Origin of the sequence: Streptomyces sediminimaris, assembly GCF_047049295.1 — a bacterium.
In the GTDB taxonomy this organism is placed as follows: domain Bacteria; phylum Actinomycetota; class Actinomycetes; order Streptomycetales; family Streptomycetaceae; genus Streptomyces; species Streptomyces sediminimaris.
Genome location: NZ_JBJWOT010000001.1, coordinates 3,334,303 through 3,358,825 on the forward strand (window position 1 = coordinate 3,334,303; position 24,523 = coordinate 3,358,825).

20 protein-coding genes and 1 other RNA gene are annotated in these 24,523 nt (G+C 70.3%); 9 read left to right on the forward strand and 12 right to left on the reverse strand.

Annotated features, from left to right (window positions below):
• Positions 1-79: 79 nt before the first annotated feature.
• Positions 80-1,240, reverse strand: a complete 1,161-nt coding sequence (locus ACJ9NR_RS15450; protein ID WP_412488141.1) for a uroporphyrinogen-III synthase — start codon at positions 1,238-1,240, stop codon at positions 80-82.
• Between the two features lie 134 nt (positions 1,241-1,374).
• Positions 1,375-2,760 (reverse strand): nitrate/nitrite transporter, encoded by a 1,386-nt coding sequence (locus tag ACJ9NR_RS15455; RefSeq protein ID WP_412488142.1) that lies wholly within the window; start codon positions 2,758-2,760, stop codon positions 1,375-1,377.
• A gap of 411 nt (positions 2,761-3,171) precedes the next feature.
• Between ACJ9NR_RS15455 and ACJ9NR_RS15460 the strand changes: the two genes are divergently transcribed.
• Together ACJ9NR_RS15460 and ACJ9NR_RS15465 are read left to right on the forward strand one after the other, a co-directional pair.
• The gene (locus ACJ9NR_RS15460) at positions 3,172-3,399 is read left to right on the forward strand and encodes a hypothetical protein (protein ID WP_412488143.1); all 228 of its coding nucleotides are present in this window, start codon (positions 3,172-3,174) and stop codon (positions 3,397-3,399) included.
• A 60-nt stretch (positions 3,400-3,459) separates the two neighbouring features.
• Positions 3,460-5,571 (forward strand): hypothetical protein, encoded by a 2,112-nt coding sequence (locus ACJ9NR_RS15465; protein ID WP_412488144.1) that lies wholly within the window; start codon positions 3,460-3,462, stop codon positions 5,569-5,571.
• Positions 5,572-5,575: 4 nt separating this feature from the next.
• Here the strand turns inward: ACJ9NR_RS15465 and ACJ9NR_RS15470 are convergent, their stop codons facing one another.
• From ACJ9NR_RS15470 to ACJ9NR_RS15490, 5 genes are all read right to left on the reverse strand, one after another.
• Positions 5,576-6,226, reverse strand: coding sequence for a hypothetical protein (locus tag ACJ9NR_RS15470; protein ID WP_412488145.1), 651 nt, complete (start codon positions 6,224-6,226; stop codon positions 5,576-5,578).
• Between the two features lie 199 nt (positions 6,227-6,425).
• The gene (locus ACJ9NR_RS15475; RefSeq protein ID WP_412488146.1) at positions 6,426-7,727 is read right to left on the reverse strand and encodes an acyltransferase family protein; all 1,302 of its coding nucleotides are present in this window, start codon (positions 7,725-7,727) and stop codon (positions 6,426-6,428) included.
• Entirely contained in the window at positions 7,724-9,919 is a 2,196-nt protein-coding gene (locus ACJ9NR_RS15480; RefSeq protein ID WP_412488148.1) for a bifunctional polysaccharide deacetylase/glycosyltransferase family 2 protein, read from the reverse strand. Before ACJ9NR_RS15480 ends, ACJ9NR_RS15475 begins: the two co-directional genes overlap by 4 nt.
• Positions 9,919-11,007, reverse strand: a complete 1,089-nt coding sequence (locus ACJ9NR_RS15485) for a hypothetical protein (protein WP_412488149.1) — start codon at positions 11,005-11,007, stop codon at positions 9,919-9,921. Before ACJ9NR_RS15485 ends, ACJ9NR_RS15480 begins: the two co-directional genes overlap by 1 nt.
• A 145-nt stretch (positions 11,008-11,152) precedes the next feature.
• Entirely contained in the window at positions 11,153-12,124 is a 972-nt protein-coding gene (locus ACJ9NR_RS15490; protein ID WP_412488150.1) for a LysR family transcriptional regulator, read from the reverse strand.
• Between the two features lie 84 nt (positions 12,125-12,208).
• On the opposite strand from ACJ9NR_RS15490, the gene ACJ9NR_RS15495 reads away from it, so the two are divergent.
• From ACJ9NR_RS15495 to ACJ9NR_RS15520, 6 genes are all read left to right on the forward strand, one after another.
• Entirely contained in the window at positions 12,209-13,510 is a 1,302-nt protein-coding gene (locus tag ACJ9NR_RS15495) for an MFS transporter (protein WP_412488151.1), read from the forward strand.
• 128 nt (positions 13,511-13,638) lie between these two features.
• The gene (locus tag ACJ9NR_RS15500; RefSeq protein WP_412488152.1) at positions 13,639-14,937 is read left to right on the forward strand and encodes an ABC transporter substrate-binding protein; all 1,299 of its coding nucleotides are present in this window, start codon (positions 13,639-13,641) and stop codon (positions 14,935-14,937) included.
• Positions 14,934-15,893 (forward strand): carbohydrate ABC transporter permease, encoded by a 960-nt coding sequence (locus ACJ9NR_RS15505; RefSeq protein WP_412488153.1) that lies wholly within the window; start codon positions 14,934-14,936, stop codon positions 15,891-15,893. The genes ACJ9NR_RS15500 and ACJ9NR_RS15505 overlap by 4 nt, the downstream gene beginning before the upstream one ends.
• Positions 15,890-16,714: a carbohydrate ABC transporter permease gene (locus tag ACJ9NR_RS15510; RefSeq protein WP_412488154.1), complete on the forward strand. Its 825-nt coding sequence runs from the start codon at positions 15,890-15,892 to the stop codon at positions 16,712-16,714. The genes ACJ9NR_RS15505 and ACJ9NR_RS15510 overlap by 4 nt, the downstream gene beginning before the upstream one ends.
• 10 nt (positions 16,715-16,724) lie before the next feature.
• Positions 16,725-18,977, forward strand: a complete 2,253-nt coding sequence (gene yicI / locus ACJ9NR_RS15515) for an alpha-xylosidase (protein ID WP_412488155.1) — start codon at positions 16,725-16,727, stop codon at positions 18,975-18,977.
• Positions 18,977-19,987 carry a LacI family DNA-binding transcriptional regulator gene (locus tag ACJ9NR_RS15520; RefSeq protein ID WP_412488156.1) on the forward strand — a complete coding sequence of 337 codons (1,011 nt, stop codon included), beginning with the start codon at positions 18,977-18,979 and terminating at the stop codon, positions 19,985-19,987. The genes yicI and ACJ9NR_RS15520 overlap by 1 nt, the downstream gene beginning before the upstream one ends.
• 79 nt (positions 19,988-20,066) lie before the next feature.
• On the opposite strand, the gene ssrA is transcribed toward ACJ9NR_RS15520, so the two are convergent.
• The 5 genes from ssrA to ftsE all read right to left on the reverse strand — a co-directional run bounded on the left by ssrA (position 20,067) and on the right by ftsE (position 24,035).
• Positions 20,067-20,435: a transfer-messenger RNA gene (ssrA, locus tag ACJ9NR_RS15525) on the reverse strand.
• A 107-nt stretch (positions 20,436-20,542) separates the two neighbouring features.
• Positions 20,543-21,085 (reverse strand): SsrA-binding protein SmpB, encoded by a 543-nt coding sequence (gene smpB, locus ACJ9NR_RS15530; protein ID WP_412488840.1) that lies wholly within the window; start codon positions 21,083-21,085, stop codon positions 20,543-20,545.
• 57 nt (positions 21,086-21,142) lie between these two features.
• On the reverse strand, positions 21,143-22,321 hold the full coding sequence (locus ACJ9NR_RS15535; RefSeq protein WP_412488157.1) for a S41 family peptidase: 1,179 nt from the start codon (positions 22,319-22,321) through the stop codon (positions 21,143-21,145).
• Positions 22,322-22,388: 67 nt separating this feature from the next.
• Positions 22,389-23,309 (reverse strand): permease-like cell division protein FtsX, encoded by a 921-nt coding sequence (gene ftsX, locus ACJ9NR_RS15540; protein WP_412488158.1) that lies wholly within the window; start codon positions 23,307-23,309, stop codon positions 22,389-22,391.
• Between the two features lie 36 nt (positions 23,310-23,345).
• Positions 23,346-24,035 (reverse strand): cell division ATP-binding protein FtsE, encoded by a 690-nt coding sequence (ftsE, locus tag ACJ9NR_RS15545; protein ID WP_399353581.1) that lies wholly within the window; start codon positions 24,033-24,035, stop codon positions 23,346-23,348.
• A 275-nt stretch (positions 24,036-24,310) separates the two neighbouring features.
• Between ftsE and ACJ9NR_RS15550 the strand changes: the two genes are divergently transcribed.
• Entirely contained in the window at positions 24,311-24,502 is a 192-nt protein-coding gene (locus ACJ9NR_RS15550) for a hypothetical protein (RefSeq protein ID WP_393866212.1), read from the forward strand.
• Positions 24,503-24,523 lie beyond the last annotated feature (21 nt).

Below are 24,523 nucleotides of genomic sequence, written 5' to 3' on the forward strand. Positions count from 1 at the left end.
CCCCCGGCGCACATCCGGCGCCGCCGGCGGGTCGCTCCAACCCGTCAGGGCACCGTCCCCACCGGGCCCCGGCCCGGGCTCACGCGTCCGCGTACTTCGTGTCCGCCGCCGGGTCCAGGGCGAGCCGGTACCCCCGCTTGACCACCGTCTGGATCAGCTTCGGAGCCCCGATCGCCGTCCGCAACCGGGCCATCGCCGTCTCCACGGCGTGCTCGTCGCGCCCGGCACCGGGCAGGGCCCGCAGCAGCTCCGCCCGCGCCACCACCCAGCCCGGCCGCCGCGCCAGCGCCCGCAGCAGCGCCATCCCGGCCGGCGGCACCGGCTTCAGCTCGCCGTCGACGAGCACCGCGTGGCCCCGGATCTCCAGCCGGTGCCCGGCGACGGGCAGCGAGCGGGCCCGCCCCGGCAGCTCCTGGCAGAGCAGCTGCACGAGGGGCCCGAGCCGGAACCGCTCGGGCTGCACCGTGTCGACGCCGCGGGCCTGCAACGGCAGCGCCGTCACCGGTCCGACGCAGGCGGGCAGCACGTCGTGGTGGAGGGCGGCGAGCAGCTCGGCCGTCAGCCCGCGCTGTGCGGCCCGGTCCAGCAGGGACACGGCGGCGGGCGCACTGGTGAAGGTGACCGCGTCCAGGCCGCGCGAGACGGCGGCGTCCAGCAGCCGGTCCACCGGCCCGAGGTCCTCCGGCGGCATCCACCGGTACACCGGCACCCCGACGACCTCCGCTCCCCCGGCCCGCAGCGACTCCACGAACCCGGGCAGCGGCTCGCCGTGCAGCTGTACGGCGACCCGGCGTCCGTCGACGCCCTCCTCCAGCAGCCGGTCCAGCACCTCGGCCATCGACTCGCTCGACGGCGACCAGTGCTCCGTCAGCCCGGCGGCCCGGATCGCGCCCTTGACCTTGGGGCCCCGGGCCAGCAGCTCGGTCTCACGCAGCCGTGCGAGCAGCGACTCGCCGAGCCCCCATCCCTCGGCGGCCTCGACCCACCCCCGGAAGCCGATGGCGGTCGTGGCCACGACCACGTCCGGCGCCTGGCCGAGCAGGTCCTTCGTCGCCGCCAGCAGCTCGCTGTCGTCGGCGAGCGGCACGATGCGCAGGGCCGGTGCGTGCAGGACGGCGGCTCCCCGTCGCTGCAGCAGCGCGCCCAGCTCGTCGGCCCGGCGCGCGGCCGTCACGCCGACCGTGAAGCCGGCGAGCGGCCCGTGCCGGCCGGTGCCGGCTTGCTGCTGTTCGTCGTACATGGCTCTCGTCCCGAAGAGTCGTCCTACACGAAGAGTCGTCCCACACGCGGTACGGCGGCACCGCCGGTACGCCGAACCGAGCCTGTCAACGGTCCGTGACAGGCTCGGTTCGGCGTCATGTCGCCGGTGTTACGTCACACCTCGGCATAGCTGAGCTGCGGCTCAGCCTCTGCGGCGGCCGCGGTCGCGCTCTTGGCGGCCGTCCTTCGAAGGTATACGGCCCAGGTGACCGCGAAGCAGACACCGTAGTAGGCGAGGAAGGCGACGAAGGCGCCGGTGCCGGTGCCGTAGGAGAGGAAGGACTGCCGCAGCGTCAGGTTGATGGCGAGGCCGCCCAGGGCGCCGACCGCCCCGATGAGGGCCATGGAGGCACCGGACAGCCGCCGTGCGTAGACGGCCGCTTCCTCGCCCTCCATGCCCCTGACCGTGGCCTTCGCCCGGAAGATGCCGGGGATCATCTTGTACGTGGAGCCGTTGCCGACCCCGGTGAGCACGAACAGGGCGATGAACCCGGTGATGAACAGCGGCAGCGACTTCTGCACCGACGCGGTGACCACGACGGCCGACGCCACGAACATGGCCGCGAAGTTCCACAGCGTGACCTTGGCCCCGCCGAGCCTGTCGGCGAGCTGCCCGCCCACCGGCCGGATCAGCGAGCCCAGCAGCGGGCCGATGAAGGTGAGTGACGCCGCCTGCAGGGGCGTACGGCCGAACTGGTTCTGCAGCACGAGCCCGAAGGCGAAGCTGTAGCCGATGAAGGAGCCGAAGGTACCGATGTAGAGGAAGGCCATGATCCAGGTGTGGCCCTCCCGCACGGCCTCCTTGGCCGCGCCGGTGTCGTTGCGCACCGGGCCCAGGTTGTCCATGAAGCGCGCGCTGAGCAGGACCGACACGACGATCAGCGGCACGTAGACCGACAGCAGCACGCGCGGGTGACCGGCTCCGGCGACACCGATGACCAGGAGCGCCACCAGCTGGACCACGGCGACGCCGATGTTGCCGCCGCCCGCGTTCATGCCGAGGGCCCAGCCCTTGAGGCGCAGCGGGTAGAAGTTGTTGATGTTGGTCATGGAGGAGGCGAAGTTCGCTCCGCCGACGCCGGTGAGGACCGCCACCAGCATGAACGTCGTGTACGAGGTGCCGGGCTCCATCACGAACAGCAGCGCCAGCGTCGGCACCAGCAGCAGACCCGCACTGAAGATGGTCCAGTTCCGGCCGCCGAAGCGGGCGACGGCGAAGCCGTAGGGCACCCGCAGGATCGCACCGACCAGCGAGGCCACGGCGACGAGGAAGAACTTGCCGGCCGGGTCGATCCCGTACTCGGGACCCATGGACAGTGCCAGGACGGAGTACAGACTCCAGACGGAGAACCCGATGTGCTCGGAGATGACCGAGAGGGTCAGGTTCCGCCGTGCGATGCCCTTGCCTTCCGCCTCCCAGAAGGCCTCGTCCTCAGGGTCCCACCGCTCGATCCAGCGGGACCCCTTGTGGGGTGCGGGGGGTGTGCCAGGGGCTGTCATGACGCCTCCACGGTGCTCCGGGGCTCGGTGGTACTCGGGGGTGCTGAGCGGTATGAGTCCCGAAGGTAGGGAGGCGGCGTTTCCGGCCTGTGGCACCGGGTGACCGGAAAGGAACTTCGCTCTCACCCCGGCGGGGAGCGGGATGAGAGGTAGTACGCCGCTGCGTTACGAACAGCTCCCCGGCAGGCAGCGGCCCCCGTGAGGACCACGGCCCGCCCGGCCACGGCCACGGGAACGCGACGCCGGCGGCGAACCCCGCCCGGTTCCTGCGTGACATCATTCAACCCGGTCTGTGCAGCGGTGATCACGGGAGGGACGGTCATGGGGGAACCAAGCAGCCAGCCGAAAGTGGACAATCCGTATCGGGCCTCCTTGCAGCGCCTCAGGACGAGCCTCACGACCGAGACCGAGATGCTGAAGAAACAGCTGCAGACCGCCGCCAGGGACATGGACGGCAAGAAGGTCTGGGTCGGCAAGGCGGCCGGCGCCTGGGCCAAGGAACTCGAAGGCCGGCGCTCGCGCATGAAGGTCCTGGTGGAGAAGCTCGTTCCGGCGGTGGACGCGGAGATCGCCAAGTGCCCGGAGAAGGTGACTCCGGGCGAGGCCAGGATGATGCGCATGGATCTGCAGGGCTACTGACGCCTGGCACGCGGTGACAGCGCACGCACCACCGACGGGGACAGGAACGGGGAGAGAAGGATGGGCGAGTTCTCGGGGATCGACTCCAAGGCGCTGAACGCCATGATCGGCTCGGTCAGGACGGACAAGGAGCGGATGCGCCAGAGCGTGTCCTGGATCAAGTCGAGCTTCGAGCGGCACGGCATCGACACCGGGCCCCTGACCCAGCTTCTCGGCATCTGCGGCTGGCTGGACGACCAGGTGCCGCTGCTGGTCCGCCGCTACCACCTCGCCCTGGCGGTGACCGGCGACGGCGACAGCGGGAAGCCGTATCCGCACGCCCCCAAGGGCACGGCGATGGTGACGGTCGACGAGGCGATGGTCGGCCGGAAGGCCGCCGCCGAACGCAACGGCAAGGCCCTGGCGGAGCGGTTCAAGAAGGACTTCAGCGGCAGCGACTCGGCGGAACTCTTCGCCGCCCTGGAAGCGAACGCCGGCGACGGTGACTTCGTGAAGGCCTTCTACAGCACCCTCGGCCCGGACAGACTGGTGTGGCTGTCCAACGAGATGGCCGACGACCCCTACGACGACTACTACGACAAGCACCCGGACGCGCTGGCCCACGACCGGACTCTCGTCGCCAGGACGCTCGGCACCTTCACCCGGGTGGCCTTCGACGGCAGGACCGCCAAGGAGAAGCAGGCCAACTGGAACAAGTGGTTCGACAAGTTCGCCATGGACCCCCAGCGCGGCTTCCGCCCGGACCGGCTGACGCCCCTGCTCGCCGGGGGGACGTACGACAAGGACTTCCTGGTCGCACTCGGCGACCGGGTCTTCGCGAAGGACCACAGGACTTTCGAGAACGAGTGGATGAACAGCAGCGGGAAGGGCCCCTGGGAGAGCGACCACTACGCCCAGCTGTTCAACGCCATCGCCGACGATCCCGAGGCGTCCGGCGAATGGATGAGCCACGGCTACGACAGCATCCAGGACATGCTCTACAACCCTGCCGGCTCATGGGACGGATCCCGCTCGGCCGCCCTGGTCAGGGTGCTGCACTCGGCGACCATCGACCTGCGCCCGACGAACGAGGCGCTCGCCGAGAAACTGACCGCGCACCTCATGTTCGACAACTACAGGCACATGAACGGCGACGAGAAGGACATCCATCCCATCGACGGGGTGGACTACTTCTACTCGCAGCTTGTCACGTCGTACTGGAAGGACCTGGAGAACGGGATCACCTCTCCGGTCGCCGACAAGTTCTGGATGGGCGACGCGACGTCGGGCGGTTTCGCGGAGAAGGCGTCCAAGTGGGACGAGAAGGCGTTCTCGAAGAGCCAGGACCCGTCCCGCTTCGGCCTGAAGGCGGGCGGACCGATGTGGCAGGCGCTGATGAACGAGTCGGCACGGGATCCGAAGGCGGCGGGGGAGCTGAGTGCGCTCTTCGATGCCTACCGTAATCAGATCGACAACCGGATCGTGCACACAGACCGTTCGGACGGCCATGCGACCGACTACCTGGCCATGAAGCGCGGCCTGATGATGAAGGCGTACGGCACCGCGTTCACCTACGCCAAGGGGTCCATCGAAGGGGACGCCGAGACGTGGGCGGAGAGCGTGAACGAGTTCCGCAAGACGCTGATCGAGACGGCGGCCGCCGGGGCGCAGGCGGCCGCGACGGGCGGCACCACCGCAGTCGCCGACCTGGGCAAAGAGCAGCTCACCGGGCTCGGTGACTCCGCCAAGGGCCTGCTCACGGACTGGTTGGCGGAACAGGTGAGTGTCAAGCCCGAGGAGGCACCGGGCGGGCTCGCGGACAAGTACAAGGGCCTGTCCGAAGCCGAACTGGACACGTCGTGGCGTGACAATTACCAGCGGCTCGCGAACAATCAGCTCGCCGGCGACCCCGCCACCGGTCTGAAGCCCGGGTTCGACCAGGCAATCACCCAACCGGTCACTGCCGGGCCGGTCCACCGGGACGGCACGGTGTACACGGGCGACCCGAAGGACTACATCCAGAGCCCTGCCGACAACTTCCTCACGTCTACGGGGCAGGTGATGGAGCCGAACAGGATGAACCCCCGGCAGCTGAGCGCTTATTCACACTGGCTGCAGGACTACGCGGTGGTGGCCAAGGTCCAGCGCGACGGGTTTCAGACCTCCCAGCAGTTCCAGAACATTCCCGACTGATGTCTTACTTCGAGGGTGCGATTTTCAGGGCGTTGATGAAGGTCCGGAGTTGGGCAGGTGCCGCGGCAGACACGATCTCGCGGTGATTGAGCACGGGAGCCAGGGTGACGGCGGTTGTGTTGTCGTGCCAGCCGCATGTGGTGAACGTGACCGCGCCGGTGGTGATGTCAGCGCAACGGATCTTCCCGCCCACGGCGCCCGCCGGATACGTCTTGACCCGTCGCGGATCGATCGCCGAATTGTAGACCGAGCGGAGTTCGTCGTTCGGTCCCGCCGGTTTGAGGGTGGCATGCGGCCAGTACCGGGCACGGACTATCAACGCCTTCCCGCCCGGAGCCCGATAGGTCAGGTTGACCTGCCCCTTCGTGATATCGGTGTTGATCGAGTCCGCACCGATCTCGGTCCATTCAGTGTCTTGAGGCTTCGCCTCCCTGTACCCCGCGAACGCGCTCGGCAGCACCGGAGCGCGCTGCGCGGAGTCACCGCTCCCGCCCCTCGTCGCCCACCACGTCCCGCCGCCGATGAGCAGCGCGGCGACGACCACCGCGCCTGCGACGATCAGCCGCCCTCGGCTGCGCTGCTGTCCGGCGTCCGGCACCGACCGGGTGGGGGAAGACGCCACCTTGGTGTCGTCACCGAACGATGAGTCAGTCATGAGTCTTCCTGTAGTGGTGAGGCACAGTGACGCGGTGGCCGTACCCGATGACCGCGGCGCATCGACCATAACCTCGGTGATGCGGCCGCGTACCGTCTTCAGCGGCCGGCGGCCGGCGGCCGACGGCACGGGCGTGCCACACGTCGGCGTCCCTGCCGAGATGCCCACCCACTCTCTCGAAGGCACCGGTGCCCTCCGGTCAGCTCTTCCGCCGGCTCCCCCCGCGGCTCGCGCCGTCCGGCCACAGCCGGGGGCTCCGCTTCGCCGCGATGTCCTCGATCCAGCCGAAGGAGACGATCGCCAGGCCGATCAGGGGCCAGACGAGGACGAACATCCACAGCATGTAGGTGGAGTCCAGGGTCGAGGAGGCGCGGGCGCTCTGCATGAATGGCAGGTTGTAGGCCTGGTCGATGATCGGGACCGTGGCCATGATCAGCAGGTTGTGCCAGAGGTAGATGGTGACGGCCCTGTTGTTGGCCAGGGTCACCGCCTTGTCCCATTTGGCGAGGCGGCCCGGGAGCTGCCGCCAGGAAGGCGAGTACTGGAGCAGGATCACGACGAAGCCGAAGGACCAGGTCGCCTGGGCCAGCGGGATGTCGTTGAGGTCCCAGCCGTCGGGGCCCAGATGGCCCGAGGCCCACCACAGCCCGAAGGCCATCACCATGGCCGCGCCGGAGACGGCGACGTAGCGCGGGACGCGCTGGAGCACGCCCTCGTGGTGGGCGAAGCCGAGCACCCAGCAGCCGCCGTAGACCGTGAAGTCGGTGACCGCGTTGCCGGTCTCGCCGGGGATGGTCACCAGGCCCGTGCCGACGACCGCCGTCAGGGCCAGCGGGGCCAGCAGCGTCGCCCAGGGCACCCGGCGGAACGCCCACAGCAGCAGGGGCGAGGCGACCACGAACCACAGGTACGCCCGCAGGTACCACAGCGGGCCGCACGCCTGCACCGCCCAGCTGTCCTCCAGCAGGCCCGACCGGGAGCCGAGGTGCCAGGGGTAGGGCGGGGCGCCGACCGGCACGATGTAGTTGAACAGGTCGATGATGCCCCAGGTCCCGCCGGTGTCCGGGTCCTTCACCGGGTTGTAGCCGCCGGCGAACATCATCACCAGCACCGCCGCGCTGAACGCCCACAGCGGCGGCAGCAGCCTGCGCAGCCTGCCCCGGATCACGCTCGCCGCCGGCCGGCTCAGCGACCGTGCCATCAGCGAGCCCGCGAGCGCGAACATCACGCCCATGGAGGGGAACAGGACCGACAGCCAGGCCCAGCCGAACAGGTGGTAGACCACCACGCGGACCAGCGCGATCGAGCGGAGCAGGTCGAGGTAGCGGTCCCGGCCCGGCTTCTTCGGGGCCGGGGCGGAGCCGGGTGCGTCGACGGGCGCCGCGGCGGCCGCGGGCACCGGCGCCCCGGACCGGGTCGCCGGTGGCGGGACCGGCCGCTGCTGCGGGACGCCGAACGACGGCGTCGACTCCGGGGTCCCGGTCGTGTATCCGTGGGTCATGCCACGGGCCTCCGATCACTGCTGTGCGTCCGCCGGGCCGGCACCGGGCCGCCGGGTGCCTCCACGACACCCGTGCGCCGCAGCTTCTGCCAGCGCAGACGGCCGCCGGTGAGCGCGGTGATCCAGGACTGGAGCAGCACGACGTACATGAGCTGGCGGTAGAGGATCTGCTGCAGGGGCAGCGAGATGAGATGGGTCATGCGTTCGCGGTCGAGGCGGAAGGCGTAGGCCGCGCACGTCGCCTGGATCGCCAGGACGCCGAGCCACGCCACGATCGTCTTCTGCGTGGGGCCGAACACGACGCCGTACAGCAGGAAGATGTCGATCAGGGGCGCGAGCAGCGGCGCCACGACCATGAACATCGCCACCAGGGGCAGGCCGACGCGGCCGAAGCGGCCCGAGGGGCCCCTCTCCACGATCGCCCGGCGGTGCTTCCAGATCGCCTGCATGGTGCCGTACGACCAGCGGTAGCGCTGCGACCACAGCTGCTGGACCGTCTCCGGCGCCTCGGTCCAGGCCCGCGCGTTCTCGGCGTAGACGACCCGCCAGCCGTCGCGGTGCATGGCCATCGTGATGTCGGTGTCCTCGGCGAGCGTGTCGTCGCTCATGCCGCCGACCCGCTCCAGCGCCGAGCGCCGGAAGGCGCCGACCGCGCCGGGGATCGTCGGCATGCAGCGCAGGATGTCGTACATCCGGCGGTCGAGGTTGAAGCCCATCACGTACTCGATGTGCTGCCAGGCGCCGATCAGCGAGTCCCGGTTGCCGACCTTGGCGTTGCCGGCCACGGCGCCGACCTCCGGGTCGCCGAAGGGCTGCACCAGCTCCCGTACGGTGGCCGGCTCGAAGACGGTGTCGCCGTCCATCATCACGATGATGTCGTGACTGGCGTTCGCCAGGCCGCGGTTGAGGGCGGCCGGCTTGCCCGCGTTCAGCTGGCGGACGACCCGGACGTTCGGCAGTCCCATCGCCTCCACGATGCGCGCCGTGCCGTCGCCGGAGCCGTCGTCGACGACGACCACCTCGATCGGGTGCTCGCTCGCCATCAGGGATCGGACCGTGTTCTCGATGCACTTGGCCTCGTTGTACGCAGGCACCAGCACCGAGACCGGTTCGGTCACCGGCGGCCCCCAGCGGAAGCCCTTGCGGCGCACCCGGCGCGCATGGGCCCCCGACAGCAGCAGCATCAGCAGGAAACGGCCGATGACGGTGGCGCCGACGACCGCCAGGGCGACGGCCATCACCGCGGTGATGTCGTCCGAGGCCTGGACCAGGAAGATCCACGCCTTGCCCTTCCACAGGTCGACGCCGGTGACCGGGGTCAGCGCGCTGGGGGCGCCGAGCGCCTCGGTGAGGCTGTCGAACCGGTAGCCCTTCTCCTGCATCTCGGGCAGGAACTCGTCGAGGGCCTGGACGGTCTGGTGGCGGTCGCCGCCGGAGTCGTGCATCAGCACGATGGCGCCCTTGCCGCCGTGCGGGGTGGCGTTGCGGATGATCTGCTCGACGCCCGGCTTCTGCCAGTCCTCGCTGTCGGTGTTGTTGACGACGGTGAGGTAGCCCTTGCTGCCGATGTACCGCACCACCGGCCAGGACTTGTCGTCCATGGCGTCGGCGAAGGAGGAGTACGGCGGGCGGAAGAGCGAGGTGCGGATGCCGGCCGCGCCCGCGAGCGCGAGCTGGTTCTGCGAGAGCTCCCAGTCGATGCGGCTGTCGGACTGGTAGGAGAGGTCGGGGTGGTTGAAGGTGTGCAGGCCCACCTCGTGGCCCTCGTCGACCATGCGCTTGATCAGCTCGGGGTGCTGCGAGGCCATCGTGCCGGTGACGAAGAAGACCGCGTGGGCGTGGTGCTTCTTCAGCACGTCCAGGACCTTCGGGGTCCAGGTGGGGTCGGGGCCGTCGTCGAAGGTGAGGACCATGCGGTGGTCCGGCACCCGCAGGCTGGTGGTGCGGCCGCTGCGGGTGTCGATGACGGGGCCGCCGTCCAGGATCTTCTCCGGGACCTTGCCGGTGGCGGCCTCCGGCTGGATGCGGTGGTCGGCGAGGATCTCGCTGTGCACGTAGCCGCGCAGCATCAGCATCGCCACCAGGGCGACCAGGAGGAGCATGGGGAGCAGCAGGCGCATGGGCAGGCGGCGACGCGGGGAGCCGCCACGGGCGCTGGTCGCGGGCCCGTGGCGGCGGGTGCGGGATGCCATCAGAGGGTGATCTCCGGGGACGGTACGGACGAGGCGGGGGGCGCGGCCTGGTCCTCGGCGACGGGGGGAGGGCTGCCGGCGCCGTTGGCGACCGGGGCGTTGCCGCCGCTCGAGCCGTCGACCGGGGTCTGGGTGGGTGCGACGGTGCTCTCGGTGGGGGTCGGGTCCGGTGCCGCCGGCTTCGTCGAGCCGGCCGTGGCGGACGGCTTGGGGTCGGCCAGGCCGGACGTCGGCTTGACGGTGGACGTGCTGGGCTTCGGGGCGGGAGCGGTGGACGCGCCCGGCTTCGCGGGGCCGGCGGTCGCCGCGGGAAGCGCGCCGCTCGCGCCCGGCGACGGTGTCGAGCCGTCACCGGCCCTCGGCGTGGCGCCGGCCGGCAGCCCACCGGTGCCGGAGGGCACCGCCGAGTCGGCGGGGCGCGAGCTGGGCTCGACCTGACCGGCCGGCTTCTCGTCCTCCTGACCGGGCACCGGCAGCCAGGGCGCGTCGGAGCTGCCGGAGAGCAGCGTGGCGACGATGACCACGGCGTAGACGGCGCAGGCGAGGGCGAGGGCCATGCCCAGCCGGCGGAAGCGGCGGCTGCGGCGGCCCGAGGCGTCGACGAAGACCGGACCGTCGGAGTTCTCGGAGCCGCCGCCCGGTTCACCGGCGGCCGTGCGCAGCCGCGTGTCGTGCAGGCTCACGGCGTCGAGCTGGACGGTCACCTCGTGCGGATCGTGGGTGTGGGCGGCCTCGCCCACCGGCTCCCACGGATCGCGCGGGACGGCGGCCCGGTCGGGCCCGGTCAGGCCGGTGCGGCCGCCCGCCAGGACCTCGGTGCCGTCGGTCGGCGCCTGGGTCCGGTCCGGATCGGCGAAGCGCGCGCGGCCGGGACCGGCGAGGTTTCCACGGCCGGGACCGGCGTGGTCCTGACGGCCGGGGCCGGCGAAGTCCCCACGAGGGACTCCGGTTCTCCCGGTGTCCGGAAACGACTGGGTGGTCGACTTCCGCCTGGCTTCGCCCGATGCCGCGACCCACTGGGTCTCTGATGCGGGTTCGGGCCATTCCAGTTGGGCGTCTTTCCGCCACTTTTCCTCATGCACGCGCATCCCCCCACGGGACAGTTCTGGGTGCGCGTGCGACCCGAGCACACGTCGACCGAACCCAGCCCCCACTAGGCTCGAGCGCCCCCCTTACCACAACGAACTCGAAGCAAGAATGTATCGCACAGGCGGGTCGTGTGTGGGCCACGTGTCAATTACCGGGACGGCTCACGGCAGCGTCGATGGCTGGAAACCACCCATCAGTGGGTACCTGAAGCCATCCCTCCGCGATCGACAATTCGCGCGCCGCCCGTCGAAGCGCGTCGAATCCGGGGTGGACCAGCCCCTTCCGCCATACAAGCGACACCGGCGACAAAGGCACAGGGTCCACGAGGGGCCGTATCACCGTGCCGGGCATGGCCGGAAAGCCCACCACGGCGAGGATCGGGTTCCGCGCCTTGGCCATGATCCGCTGGAACTCCTCGTCCCCGACGGCAAGCGGCACGGGTGGCGCGATTTCGATGTAGCGGCCATCGAACAGACGGCGTGCCAGATCGGTCCACTCCGCCGTGCGCGGGTTCCCGGCGCCCGCGTAGACCGTCTCCCCCGCGAGCGCCCCGAGCGGCACCGCCGCCAGCGGGGCCAGCCGGTGCTCCCCCGGCAGCACGACCGCCATCGGCTCGTACCGCACGAGCTGGTGCTCCAGCCCGCTCCGCAGCGCCGGGTCGAGGCCCGCGAAGCGCCCGAAGGACGCGTCCAGCCGCCCCGCGAGCAGCTCGCCTGCGGCACCCGTGAGACCGCTCTCGTAGCGGGCCATCAGCTCCTGCTCGGGCGCGAGTTCACGGGCCCGGTGCAGGACGCGGCGCGCGGTGGCCTGGTCCCGGTAGTTGAGGTCGACCAGCAGGGGGCGGGCCTGCCCGAAGGCGGCCAGCAGCGCCGCCTGCGCGTCCAGCACCCGCCGCGCGTGCGGCAGCAGCCGCTCGCCGTCGGCCGTCAGCGCCACCTGCCGGGTGGAGCGCACGAACAGATCGGCGCCGAGCTCCCGCTCCAGCCGCCGCACGTCCCGGCTGAGCGCCTGCTGGGCGACGTAGAGCCGGGCGGCGGCGCGGGTGAAGTGCAGTTCCTCCGCCACGGTGACGAAGGCGCGCAGGAGTCGGGGGTCGAGGTGGGCGGGCGCGGGCATCCGGCGAACTTACAACACAGGTGCGTCAATCGGCGCGCACAAGGTGTTGGACCCCTTGACCGGCCGCGGGCGACGGTGGTGGCCATGCCGCAGCCGACACCGCGCAACGACCCGCTGTTCACCGTCACCGCCGACGCCCTCGTCGCCGCCGACTTCCGCCCCCGCACCGGCCACCGCCCGCCCGGCCCCTACCGCCGGCTCCTCCGCGTCCCCGGCGCCCGCGCCTTCACCGCCGGGAACCTGCTGGCCCGGCTGCCCATGGGCATGTTCAGCGTGAGCGCGGTGGTGATGATCGCCGGGACCCGCGGCTCGTACGCGCTCGCCGGCGCCGTCACCGCGACCGGTCTCGCGGCGACCGCGCTGGTGGCGCCGTGGACCGCGCGGCTCGTCGACCGGCACGGCCAGGCGCGGATCGCCGTACCGGCGACGGCCCTCGCCGTGCTCGGCTCCCTCGCCCTGGTGCTGTGCGTGCACCTGCGCGCCCCCGCCTGGACCCTGTTCGCCTGCTACGCCGCCACCGCGACGACCCCGAACACCGGCGGCATGTCCCGCGCCCGCTGGGCGTATCTGCTGGCGGGCGACGACCGCGCGCTGCACACCGCGAACTCCTTCGAACAGGCCGCCGACGAGCTGTGCTTCATGCTGGGCCCGATGCTCGCGGCCTTCCTGTGCGGAACGTTCTTCCCGGAGGCCGGCACGCTGGCCGGGGCCGTGCTGCTGCTGACCGGCATGCTGCTGTTCGCCGCGCAGCGCTCCACCGAGCCGCCGGTGCGGCGGCGGGCCCGCGCGGCATCCCCGCTGCGCGCCCCCGGCATGCCCCCGCTGCTCGCCGTCTGCCTGGCGGCCGGCGCGGTGTTCGGCTCCCTGGAGGTCGTCACGATCGCCTTCGCGGACGCCCAGGGGCACCGCACGGCGGCGGGTGCCGTGCTCGCGCTGCAGGCGGCGGGCTCGTGCGCGGCGGGTCTGCTGTTCGGCGCGCTGCCGCTGACCGGCCCCGCGTCCGCGCGGCTGCCGTGGTGCGTCGCGGCGATGACGGCGCTGCTCCTTGTGCCCCTGCTCGCCGCCTCGCTCACCGGCTCCCTCGTGCTGCTCGCGGGCGCCCTGCTGATCGCCGGCATGGCCACCGCCCCGACCATGGTCACGACCATGACGCTGGTGCAGCGGCGCACCCCCGAGGGCCGGCTGAACGAGGGCATGACGCTCGCCGTCACCGGGCTGCTGGCCGGGATCGCCTGCGGCTCCGCGAGCGGCGGCTGGGTGGTCGACCACCTCGCGCCGGCGGCCGGGTTCGGGGTGCCGGCGACGGCGGCGGCCGTCGCGTTGACGATCTCCCTCGCCCACCGCCTCCCCGCGGTCCGGGACAGGAATTCCCGTCCGATCCATTGACGGGCCGCGAACGCGCGCCTACCTTCGCCCGTCGAAGCGCTTCGACGACAAGCGTCGAAACGATTCGACACGAGGGCAGGATCGCCGCGTGGCGCACTGATACCTGTCCGGTTCTCCAGGAGGCAGGGATGTTGACGGCACGAAGGCGTGTGATGACGATCACGGCCGCGATCCTCGGCGGATCGCTGGTCATGACGGCCTGCGGCGGCTCGGGCGGAGGTTCCTCCTCCGACGCCAAGACCCTCAGGCTGTGGCACTACGAAGGCCCCGACAGCGCGATGGGGGTGGCCTGGAACGAGGCGATCAAGGAGTTCGAGGCGAAGCATCCGGGCGTGAAGGTGAAGTTCGAGGAGAAGGGCTTCGAACAGATCCAGAAGACCGCGCCCATGATCCTCAACTCCTCGGACGCGCCCGACATCATGGAGTACAACAAGGGCAACGCGACCGCGGGCCAGCTCTCCAAGCAGGGCCTGCTGACCGATCTGACCCCCGAGGTGACCAGGCGCGGCTGGGACAAGAAGCTCAGCGCGGGCGTGGCCACGACCAGCCGGTACGACGCCGACGGGGTCATGGGCTCCGGCAAGTGGTACGGCCTACCCAACTACGCCGAGTACACGATGGTGTACTACAACAAGGACCTCTTCAAGAAGTACAAGATCGCCGAGCCGAAGACGTTCGACCAGCTCACGGCCGCCATGGACGCCTTCGTGAAGAAGGGCGTCACCCCGCTCGCCAACGCCGGCGCCGAGTACATGGCGCAGCAGTACCTCTACCAGCTCGCCCTGTCCAGGGCCGACCGCTCATGGGTCGACAAGTTCGAGCTGTACAAGGGCAGGACGGACTTCCACGACGCGGCCTGGACCTACGGCGCGACCACCTTCGCGGACTGGGTGAAGAAGGGCTACATCAGCAAGAAGTCCACCAGCACCAAGGCCGAGGACGCGGGCGTGTCCTTCATCCAGGGCAAGTCGCCGATCCTGTTCTCCGGCAGCTGGTGGTACGGCCGCTTCCAGAAGGAGGCCACGTTCGACTGGGACTCCTCGCTCTGGCCCGGCTCGCAGCTGACCCCCGGCTCCGGCGGCAACCTCTGGGTGGTCCCGAAGAACGCCAAGAACAAGCAGCTCGCCTACGACTTCATCGACATCACCATGTCGAAGAAGATCCAGAACCTGCTCGGCAACAAGGGCGGCGTCCCGGTCGCGGCCGACACCGGCGCCATCACCGATCCGAAGTCCAGGGAGCTGATCTCCGGCTTCAACACCGTCAGCAAGCGGGACGGGCTCGCCTTCTACCCGGACTGGCCGGTCAACGGCTTCTACGACGTCCTCGTCTCCGAGACGCAGAAGCTGATGACGGGCAGCGAGAAGCCGGGCGCGTATCTCGACGCCCTCCAGCAGGCCTACGACAAGGGTGCGCCGAAGCAATGACGGTGACCGTCGAACGGGGCGGGCGGGCCGTCGGCAAACTGCCGGCCGCCGGCCCGCGCCGCCCCCGTACCCGTGACTCCTACGCCCTCTTCCTGCTGCCCGGCATCCTCGCCTTCACGGCGATCATCGTCGTCCCGTTCCTGATGAACACGGGCGTGAGCTTCACCGAGTGGCAGGGCATCGGCACCCCGAAGTGGACCGGCCTCGCCAACTACCGCGAGCTGATGGACGACTCGGAGTTCTGGGCGTCCTTCCGGCACAGCCTGTTCATGGTGCTGGCCATGGCGGTCGTGCCGACCGTGATCGGCCTGATCCTGGCCGCCGCCCTGTTCGACTTCGTCGGCAAGCACTTCGGCGCGCGGTGGGCCGCGGTGCTGCGCGCCTGCTTCTACCTCCCGCAGGTGCTGCCGATCGCGGTCGCCGGCATCGTCTGGAGCTGGATCCTCGCGCCCGACAACGGCTCGCTCAACGAGCTGCTGAAGGCGGTCGGGCTGGGGTCGTGGCAGCAGGACTGGCTCGGCGACCCGGACGTCGCGCTCTACAGCGTGATGGGCGTGATGATCTGGGTGCAGATCGGCTTCCCGCTCGTCGTCCTGATGGCCGGACTGCAGCGGGTGGACCCGCAGTTGTACGAGGCGGCCGAACTGGACGGCGCCGGCTGGTGGCGGCGGTTCTGGCACATCACGCTGCCGCAGATCCGCCCGGAGATCTACGTCGTCCTCACCTGGTGCACCATCGCCGCGCTGAAGGTCTTCGGCGCGGTGTACGTCCTGACCAAGGGCGGCCCGGGCGGCGCCACCGACGTGCCCTCCTACTTCTCCTTCTCCACCTTCTTCGAGAAGACCCAGGTCGGCTACGGCGCCGCGATCTCCACGATCCTCACCGTGATCATCCTGGTGCTCTCCCTGGCCCTGCTGAAACTCCAGACCCGCAGCGAGGAAGGGGAGAGCGCATGACGAGCGCCCTGCGCCGCTACCCGGTGCTGATCGCCCTGTGCATCGCGGCGCTCTTCATGGTCGTGCCGTTCCTGATCGTGGCCGTGAACGCCGTGAAGTCGCCGGCCGAGTACTCCCAGAACGGTCCCCTCAGCCTCCCCAAGGGCCTCTACCTGGGCGGCCTGAAGGACTTCTGGCAGCGCGTCGACTACGGCCAGAAGCTGTTCAACTCGGTGCTGATCAGCGGCTCGGTGGCGGTGGGCGCGGCGGTCCTGTCCGTCCTGAACGCCTACGCCATCGGGATCGGCCGGATCCGGGGCCGCACCTGGGTCCTGGCCTTCTTCGTGCTGGCGAACATGCTTCCGCAGGAGGCGCTGGTCTACCCCGTCTACTACCTGAGCAAGCAGGTGGGCCTGTACGACACCAGGCTGAGCGTGATCATCGTCTTCACGGTGATCCAGGCGGCCTTCGGCACGTATCTGCTCTCCTCCGTCCTGGGCCAGTTCCCCCGCGAGGTCATCGAGGCGGCCCGCATCGACGGCGCGAACAAGTGGCAGGTGCTGTGGCGGATCGTCGTCCCGGTCAGCCGGCCGACCATCGGTGTGCTGCTGGTCTTCTTCTTCATCTGGACCTGGAACGAGTTCCTGCTCCCCCTGGTCATGCTGATCTCCAACGACAACCAGACGGTGTCGGTGGCGCTCGGCGTCCTCCAGGGCCAGCGCCTGATGGACGCCACCATGACCAACGCGGCGGCCCTGCTGGGCGTGCTCCCCGCGATCGTCTTCTTCCTCGTCTTCCAGCGGACGCTCACCCGCGGCATCGCCGTGGGAGCCGTGAAGTAAGGACCCCCACATGAAGTTCACCGATGGTTACTGGCTGCTGCGCGAGGGCGTCACCGCGGCCCACCCCGTCGAGGTCCTCGACGTCACCGCCGCCGAGGGCTCGCTGGAGATCCACGCGCCGACGCAGCCCATCCGCCACCGCGGCGACCTGCTGAAGGGACCGGTCGTGACGATCAGCGCGCACACCCCGATGCCGGACGTCATCGGCGTCACCTTCACCCATTTCGAGGGCGAGCAGCCACGCGGGCCCGAGTTCGAGGTGCGGGAGCAGGACGTCGCCGCGCACACCGAGTACGACGAGGAGCACGCGACGCTCACCTCCGGCGCGCTGTCGCTGAAGCTGGCCCGCACCGGCACCTGGCACCTCGACTTCCTCGCGCACGGCCGTGTCCTCACCTCCAGTGGCCCCAAGGGCATGGGCATCATGCGGGAGGCCGCCACCGGGGCCCACTACCTGCGCGAGCAACTCGGCCTGACGGTCGGCACCTCCGTCTACGGCCTCGGCGAACGCTTCGGCCCGCTGGTCAAGAACGGCCAGGTCGTGGACATCTGGAACGCCGACGGCGGCACGGCCACCGAACAGGCCTACAAGAACGTCCCGTTCTACCTCACCGACGCGGGCTACGGCGTCTTCGTCGACCACCCCGGCAAGGTCTCCTTCGAGGTCGGCTCGGAGACGGTGTCCCGGGTCCAGTTCAGCGCGGAGACACAGGAGCTGACGTACTACGTCATCTACGGTCCGAGCCCGAAGGAGATCCTGCGCAAGTACACCGCGCTGACCGGCCGCCCGGCCCTGCCGCCCGCCTGGTCCTTCGGCCTGTGGCTGTCGACGTCCTTCACGACCTCCTACGACGAGGAGACGGTGACGTCCTTCATCGAGGGCATGCGGGAGCGCGAACTGCCCCTGTCCGTCTTCCACTTCGACTGCTTCTGGATGCGGGAGTTCAACTGGTGCGACTTCCGGTGGGACCCGCGGGTCTTCCCCGATCCGGAGGGCATGCTGGCCCGGCTCAAGGAACGCGGCCTGCACATCAGCGTGTGGATCAACCCCTACATCGCCCAGCGCTCACCGCTGTTCGCCGAGGGCAAGGCGCTCGGGCACCTGCTCAGGCGGCCGGACGGCAGCGTCTGGCAGTGGGACATGTGGCAGCCGGGCATGGCACTGGTCGACTTCACCAGCCCGGCCGCCCGCGACTGGTACGCCGCCAAGCTGGAGGCGCTGCTCGCGCAGGGCGTCGACTGCTTCAAGACCGACTTCGGCGAGCGGGTGCCGGTCGACGTGGCCTGGTCCGACGGCGCCGACCCGGAGCGGATGCACAACTACTACACGTACCTCTACAACCGCACCGTCTTCGACGTGCTGCGCAAGCACCGCGGCGAGGGCGAGGCGGTGCTCTTCGCCCGGTCGGCGACCACCGGCAGCCAGCAGTTCCCCGTGCACTGGGGCGGCGACTGCGAGGCGACGTACGAGTCGATGGCGGAGTCGCTGCGCGGCGGGCTCTCGCTCGGCCTGTCCGGCTTCGGCTACTGGAGCCACGACATCGGCGGCTTCGAGGGCACCCCGACGCCGGCGCTGTTCAAACGCTGGATCGCCTTCGGCCTGCTGTCCTCGCACAGCCGGCTGCACGGCAGCTCCTCCTACCGGGTGCCGTGGCTCTTCGACGAGGAGTCGGTGGACGTGCTGCGGCTGTTCACCCGGTTGAAGATGCGGCTCATGCCGTATCTGTACGAGGCCGCGCGCACCGCCCACGCCGAGGGCCTGCCGATGATGCGGGCGATGGTGCTGGAGTTCCCGGACGACCCCGCCTGCGCGCACCTGGAGCGGCAGTTCATGCTCGGCCCCGACCTGCTGGTGGCGCCGGTCTTCGACGACGAGGGAGACGTCTCCTACTACGTGCCCGAGGGCACCTGGACCCACTACCTCAGCGGGCGGACGGTGACCGGGCCGCGCTGGGTGCGCGAGCGGCACGGGTTCCTCAGCGTGCCGCTGCTGGTCAGGCCGGGCGCGGTGATCCCGGTGGGCGCGGTGGCGGACCGGCCCGACTACGACCTCGCGGACGGCGTGACACTGCGGGCCTACAGGCTGGAGCGGGGCGCGCGGGTGACGGTCCCGGTGGGCGACGTGATCTTCACGGTCGTACGCGAAGGGGACACACTGCGGGCCTCGTGCAGCGATCCGGCGGCGGACTGGGCGCTGGCGGCCGGGGAGCGGACCACGCGGGCGCGGGCGGGCACCGGATTCCTCTCGCTGGAGCTGGGCTGATGGTGAAGATCACCGATGTGGCGCGGCACGCCGGGGTCTCCCCCAGCACGGTCTCCTACGCGCTCAGCGGCAAGCGCCCGATCTCCGAGGAGACCCGGCGGCGCGTGGCGGAGGCCATCCGCGAGCTCGGCTACCGGCCGCACGCGGGTGCCCGCGCGCTGGCCAGCAGCCGCTCGAACGTCCTGGCGCTCGTGATCCCCTTACGGGCCGGCATCCACGTCCCGGTGGTGATGCAGTTCGCGGTGTCGGTGGTGACGACGGCGCGCCGCTACGACCACGACGTCCTGCTCCTCACCCAGGAGGAGGGCGACGACGGGCTGCGCCGGGTCGCCGACACGGCGCTGGTGGACGCGCTGATCGTGATGGACGTCCAGCTGCACGACTCCCGGCTGGGGTTGCTGCGCTCGCTGGAGCGGCCGTCGGTGATGATCGGCTTCCCGGCCGACGCCACGGGCCTGACCTGCATCGACCTCGACTTCGAGGCGGCCGGTGAGGCGTGCGTGGAGCATCTGGCGCGGCTCGGGCACCGGACGGTGGCGCTGGTCGGGTCGCCGCCGGAGGTGTACCTGCGGCAGACCGGCTTCGCCCAGCGGGTGGTGCGGGGCTTCACCGCCGCCGCGGACCGCTGCGGGCTGGTCTCCTCGGTGCACCCGTGCGAGGCCTCGCCCGCCGCCGCCCGCCTGGTCGCCGGGCAACTGCTGCGCGAGCAGCCCGCGCTGACCGGCGTGGTGGTCCACAACGAGCCGATCGTGGAACCGCTGATCGACGCCTTCGAGCAGCTCGGCCTGCGCGTGCCCGGCGACCTCTCCGTCACCGCCATCTGCCCCGACGAGCTCGCCGGTTCCGTCCGGATTCCCGTCACCTCCGTCGCCGTGCCCTCGGCCGAGGTGGGCGAGCGGGCGGTGCGGCTGCTGATGAAGAAGCTCGGCGGCGGCACCGTACCCGAGGCCACTCTCCTGCCGCCGAAGCTGACGGAGCGGGCGAGCACGGCGCCGCGGACCCTCGCCTGACGCGGGGAGTCGCGGCCCGCACCGGGGCCCTGCACGGCGAAGGCCCGGTGGTCTGGGACCACCGGGCCTTCAACATGAGGAGTGGAGATGGCGGGAATCGAACCCGCGTCCAACGGTGCGGAATCAGGGCTTCTCCGTGTGCAGTCCGCTGTGATTTTCTCGGCCCCGGCGATCACGCGAACAAGTCGCCGACGGGCCCAGTCACTGTTTGATTTCCCTCTTCACCCCGTGACCGGGATCAAGGTTTAGTTCCCTAGCTGATGCCAGGATCCGGGTCGGGAACAGCCCCGGGCTGACACTTCGCAAGTCGCTACTCAGGCAGCGAGGGCGAAGGAATCGCGCTTGGTGTTGGCGATTATTTTTTGCGACATATGGTTTACGAGATCATTGCCGCTTCCTCGACACGCTTCCCCTGCTTCGACAGCCGCTGTCGAAACCGATCATCCCCATGTTGATTTCTCAAGGTGCGCACCGGCCGTTCGTCCGGTGCTGCTGCCATCGTACGTGACCAACGCACGGCGATGCCAGCCTATTCCCGGGTGCCCGGCAGGCCCGCTACGCGCCCCGCTGCCTGCGCTTCGCCGCGGCGATCGCGCGGTCCGACTCCCGCCGGTCCTGCTTCTCCCGCAGGGTCTGGCGCTTGTCGTACTCCTTCTTGCCGCGCGCGAGCGCGATCTCGGCCTTCGCCCGGCCGTCCTTGAAGTAGATGGCGAGCGGCACGACCGTGTGACCCGTCTCGTCCGCCTTCACGGACAGCTTGTCGATCTCCTCGCGGTGCAGCAGCAGCTTGCGCTTGCGGCGCGCGGAGTGGTTGGTCCAGCTGCCCTGGCTGTACTCCGGGATGTGGGCGTTGTGCAGCCATGCCTCCCCCCGGTCGACCTGCACGAAGCCGTCGACCAGCGAGGCCCGCCCCTGACGCAGCGACTTCACCTCGGTACCGGTCAGGACGAGCCCGGCCTCGTAGGTGTCGATGATCGCGTAGTCGTGCCGGGCCTTCTTGTTCTGCGCGACGATCTTGCGCTTGCCGCCCTTCTCGCCGTCCTTGGCCTTGGCGGCGCCCCCGCCCTTCTTGGGCTGGGCCTCCTTGGGTACGTACATTCCCTTGCTCATAGTGCTGTCCATTTTCGCACTACGCAGGGGGGTGCGGACCAGCCGTTAATCGGAGTCGCCCAGACCGGCGAGAACCGTCTCGGCCCGCTCGACGGCCTTCCGGCCCCGCGCGGTGACCTCCAGGTCGGGCGTGATGCCGTGGCCGTCGACGCTGCGGCCGGAGGGGGTGCGGTAGTGCCCGACGGTCAGCTCGGCCACGGAGCCGCCGGGGAGCCTGCTCGGCATCTGCACCGAGCCCTTGCCGAAGGTGCGGGAGCCCACCACGACCGCGCGCCCGCGGTCCTGCAGGGCTCCGGTGAGCAGCTCGGCCGCGCTCATCGTGCCGCCGTCGACGAGCGCGACCAGGGGTCTGGTGGTGTCGCCGCCGGGGTCCGCGTGCAGCGCCTGCTGCTCGCCGTCGACGTCGTAGGTGGCGACGAGGCCGCCGTCCAGGAAGGCGGAGGCGGTGCTCACGGCCTCGGTGACCAGGCCGCCGGAGTTGCCGCGCAGGTCGAGGACGATCCCGGCGCCGGCCGGGGCCCGCCGCAGGGCGGCGTGCACGAGGTCGCCGACGCCCTTGGTGAACGCCGCGATCCTGATCACGCTGACCCCGCCGGCCAGCTTGCGGACGCTGACCGAGTCCGTGGACAGCAGGGCCCTGCGCACCGTCTCGGTCCACGCGCGCGTGCCGCGCTGGAGGCCGAGCCGCACCTCCGTGCCGGCGGGCGCGTCCTGGGCGTCACCGCGCAGCCGGGAGACGACCTCGGTGACGGGCCGCCCGTCGGCCTTCTCGCCGTCGATGCTGCGCAGCCGGTCGCCCGGGCGGATCCCGGCGGCCGCGGCGGGCGAGCCGGGCGCCACCCCGGTCACCTCGATCAGGCCGTCCCGCTCGCGCCGCGCCGACAGCCCGACGCCGGTGTACCGGCCGTCGAGGGCCTCCTCGAACTCCTCGTAGTCCCCCTGGGAGTACACGGCCCCCCAGCGGTCGCCGCTGCGGCTGACCGCGCGCTCGGCGGCCTCCATCGGGGACTTGCCGTCGGCGAGGGCCTCCTCGGCCGCCCTGGCCACGTCCTCGTGGTGGCCGGCGGGGACGGCCGAACGGGCCTCGTCCGCCGCGGATTTCCGGTCGCTCTCGGAGAAGGAGCCGGTCGCGGCGCCGGCGACCAGCACACTCGCGAAGACCAATGTCAGGGCGGCCCCGCGGCGGAATCGGCGGGGCTGGGCCAACAGGTCACGACCTGACATGCCGGTGAGTCTAGGACAACACGAAGGGCCGTACGGCCGGTTGACCGTACGGCCCTCTTGGCATGCGTCACACCTTCAGGTACTTGCGCAACGCGAAGAACGCGGCAAGGGCGGGCATGAGCAGACTCGTGGCGAGGATGAGCGGCAGCTTCGTCAGCACGGCGTCCCAGCCGATGAAGTTGATCAGATTCAGCTTGTGGGACAGGTCCAGGCCGTGATCGATGATGAAGTACCGCGCGACCACCAGGAATCCGCAGGCGACGCCGCCCCCGATGAGGCCGGCGACCGCCGCCTCCATGATGAACGGCGCCTGGATGTAGAAGCCCGAGGCACCGACCAGGCGCATGATCCCCGTCTCACGCCTCCGGCTGAACGCCGAGACGCGCACGGTGTTGACGATCAGCATCAGCGCGACGACGAGCATCAGCGCCATGACGGCGCGCGCGGCCCAGTTCATGCCGTTCAGCAGCCCGAAGAGGTTGTCGAGGATGCCCTTCTGGTCCTGCACGGACTGCACGCCGTCGCGCCCGTCGAAGGCGGTCGCGATGACCTGGTACTTCTGCGGGTCCTTCAGCTTGATCCGGTACGACTCCTGCATCTGGTCCGGTGTGAGGGAGCTGGCCAGCGGGGAGTCGCCGAACTGCTGCTTGTAGTGCTTGTAGGCCTCGTCCTGCGACTCGTAGGTCACCTTCTGCACGACGGAGGACATCTTGTCCAGGTCGGACCTGATGGCCTTCTTCTGGTCCTCGGTGACCGCGCCCTTGGCGCAGTGGGGGTCGGACTCGGCGTCGCTCTTGTTGCAGAGGAAGATCGAGACGTTGACCTTGTCGTACCAGTAGCCCTTCATGGTGCTGACCTGGTCGCTCATCAGGAGCGACCCGCCGAACAGGGCGAGCGACAGGGCGACGGAGACGATGACCGCGAAGGTCATCGTCAGGTTGCGGCGGAGACCGACACCGATCTCGGAGAGTACGAACTGGGCGCGCATGGCGTCTTCTTCAGGCCTTTCCGTGGACGGTCGCGGTCAGTGCTGGTATCCGTAGACGCCGCGCGCCTGGTCGCGGACGAGGCGGCCCTTCTCCAGCTCGATGACGCGCTTGCGCATCTGGTCCACGATGTTCTGGTCGTGCGTCGCCATCACCACGGTGGTGCCGGTCCGGTTGATCCGGTCCAGCAGCTTCATGATGCCGACGGAGGTCTGCGGGTCGAGGTTGCCGGTGGGCTCGTCGCAGATGAGCAGCTTGGGCCGGTTGACGAAGGCCCGCGCGATCGCCACGCGCTGCTGCTCACCGCCGGAGAGCTCACCGGGCATCCGGTCCTCCTTGCCGCCGAGCCCGACCAGGTCGAGCACCTGCGGCACGGACTTGCGGATCTCGCCGCGGGACTTGCCGATGACCTCCTGGGCGAAGGCGACGTTCTCGCCGACCGTCTTGTTGGGCAGGAGCCGGAAGTCCTGGAACACGGTCCCCAACTGGCGCCGCATCTGCGGCACCTTCCAGTTGGACAGGCGCGCGAGGTCCTTGCCCAGGACGTGCACCTGCCCGTGGCTGGCCCGCTCCTCGCGGAGGATCAGCCGCAGGAAGGTGGACTTCCCGGAACCGGAGGAACCCACGAGGAACACGAACTCGCCCTTCTCCACCTCCAGGGAGACATCCCTGAGTGCGGGGCGGGTCTGCTTGGGGTAGACCTTGGAGACGTTGTCGAATCGGATCACGGGTGCACCACGGGTCGCCGGGGGTAGGTGAGCGTGACCATACGCGAGTCGGGTGCACGACCGCAGGCGCCGGTGAGGGTTGAGCAGGGCTTGTGTACTTTTGTGCCGCCAGGTGTTCTTCAGCACTCCCGGGGGCGGCCGCGAGACGAGCCTCACCCACCCCTTGAAGGCGACCCCCGCGCACCCTCCGGGGGAACCTGGCACAGTAGAGAGGGGAACGTTCGGCGAGCCCCGTGCGTTCTTCCGGTGGAAGCGTTGTCAAGGAGGGCGAGCGCATGACGTACGACCGGCTGGTGTGCGCGAACTGCGCGGCGCCCGTGAGCGAGGGCCGGTGCCCCGTGTGCCGTGCGAACCGCGAGCGGCTGCAGCAGCAGAACTTCTTCGCGGGGCTGAACCCCATGGCGCTGATCGCACTGCTCGCGGTGCTGATCGCGGCGGTGGCGCTGCTGGCGCACCAGACCGCGTAGGCGCGGCACGGCAGGTACACA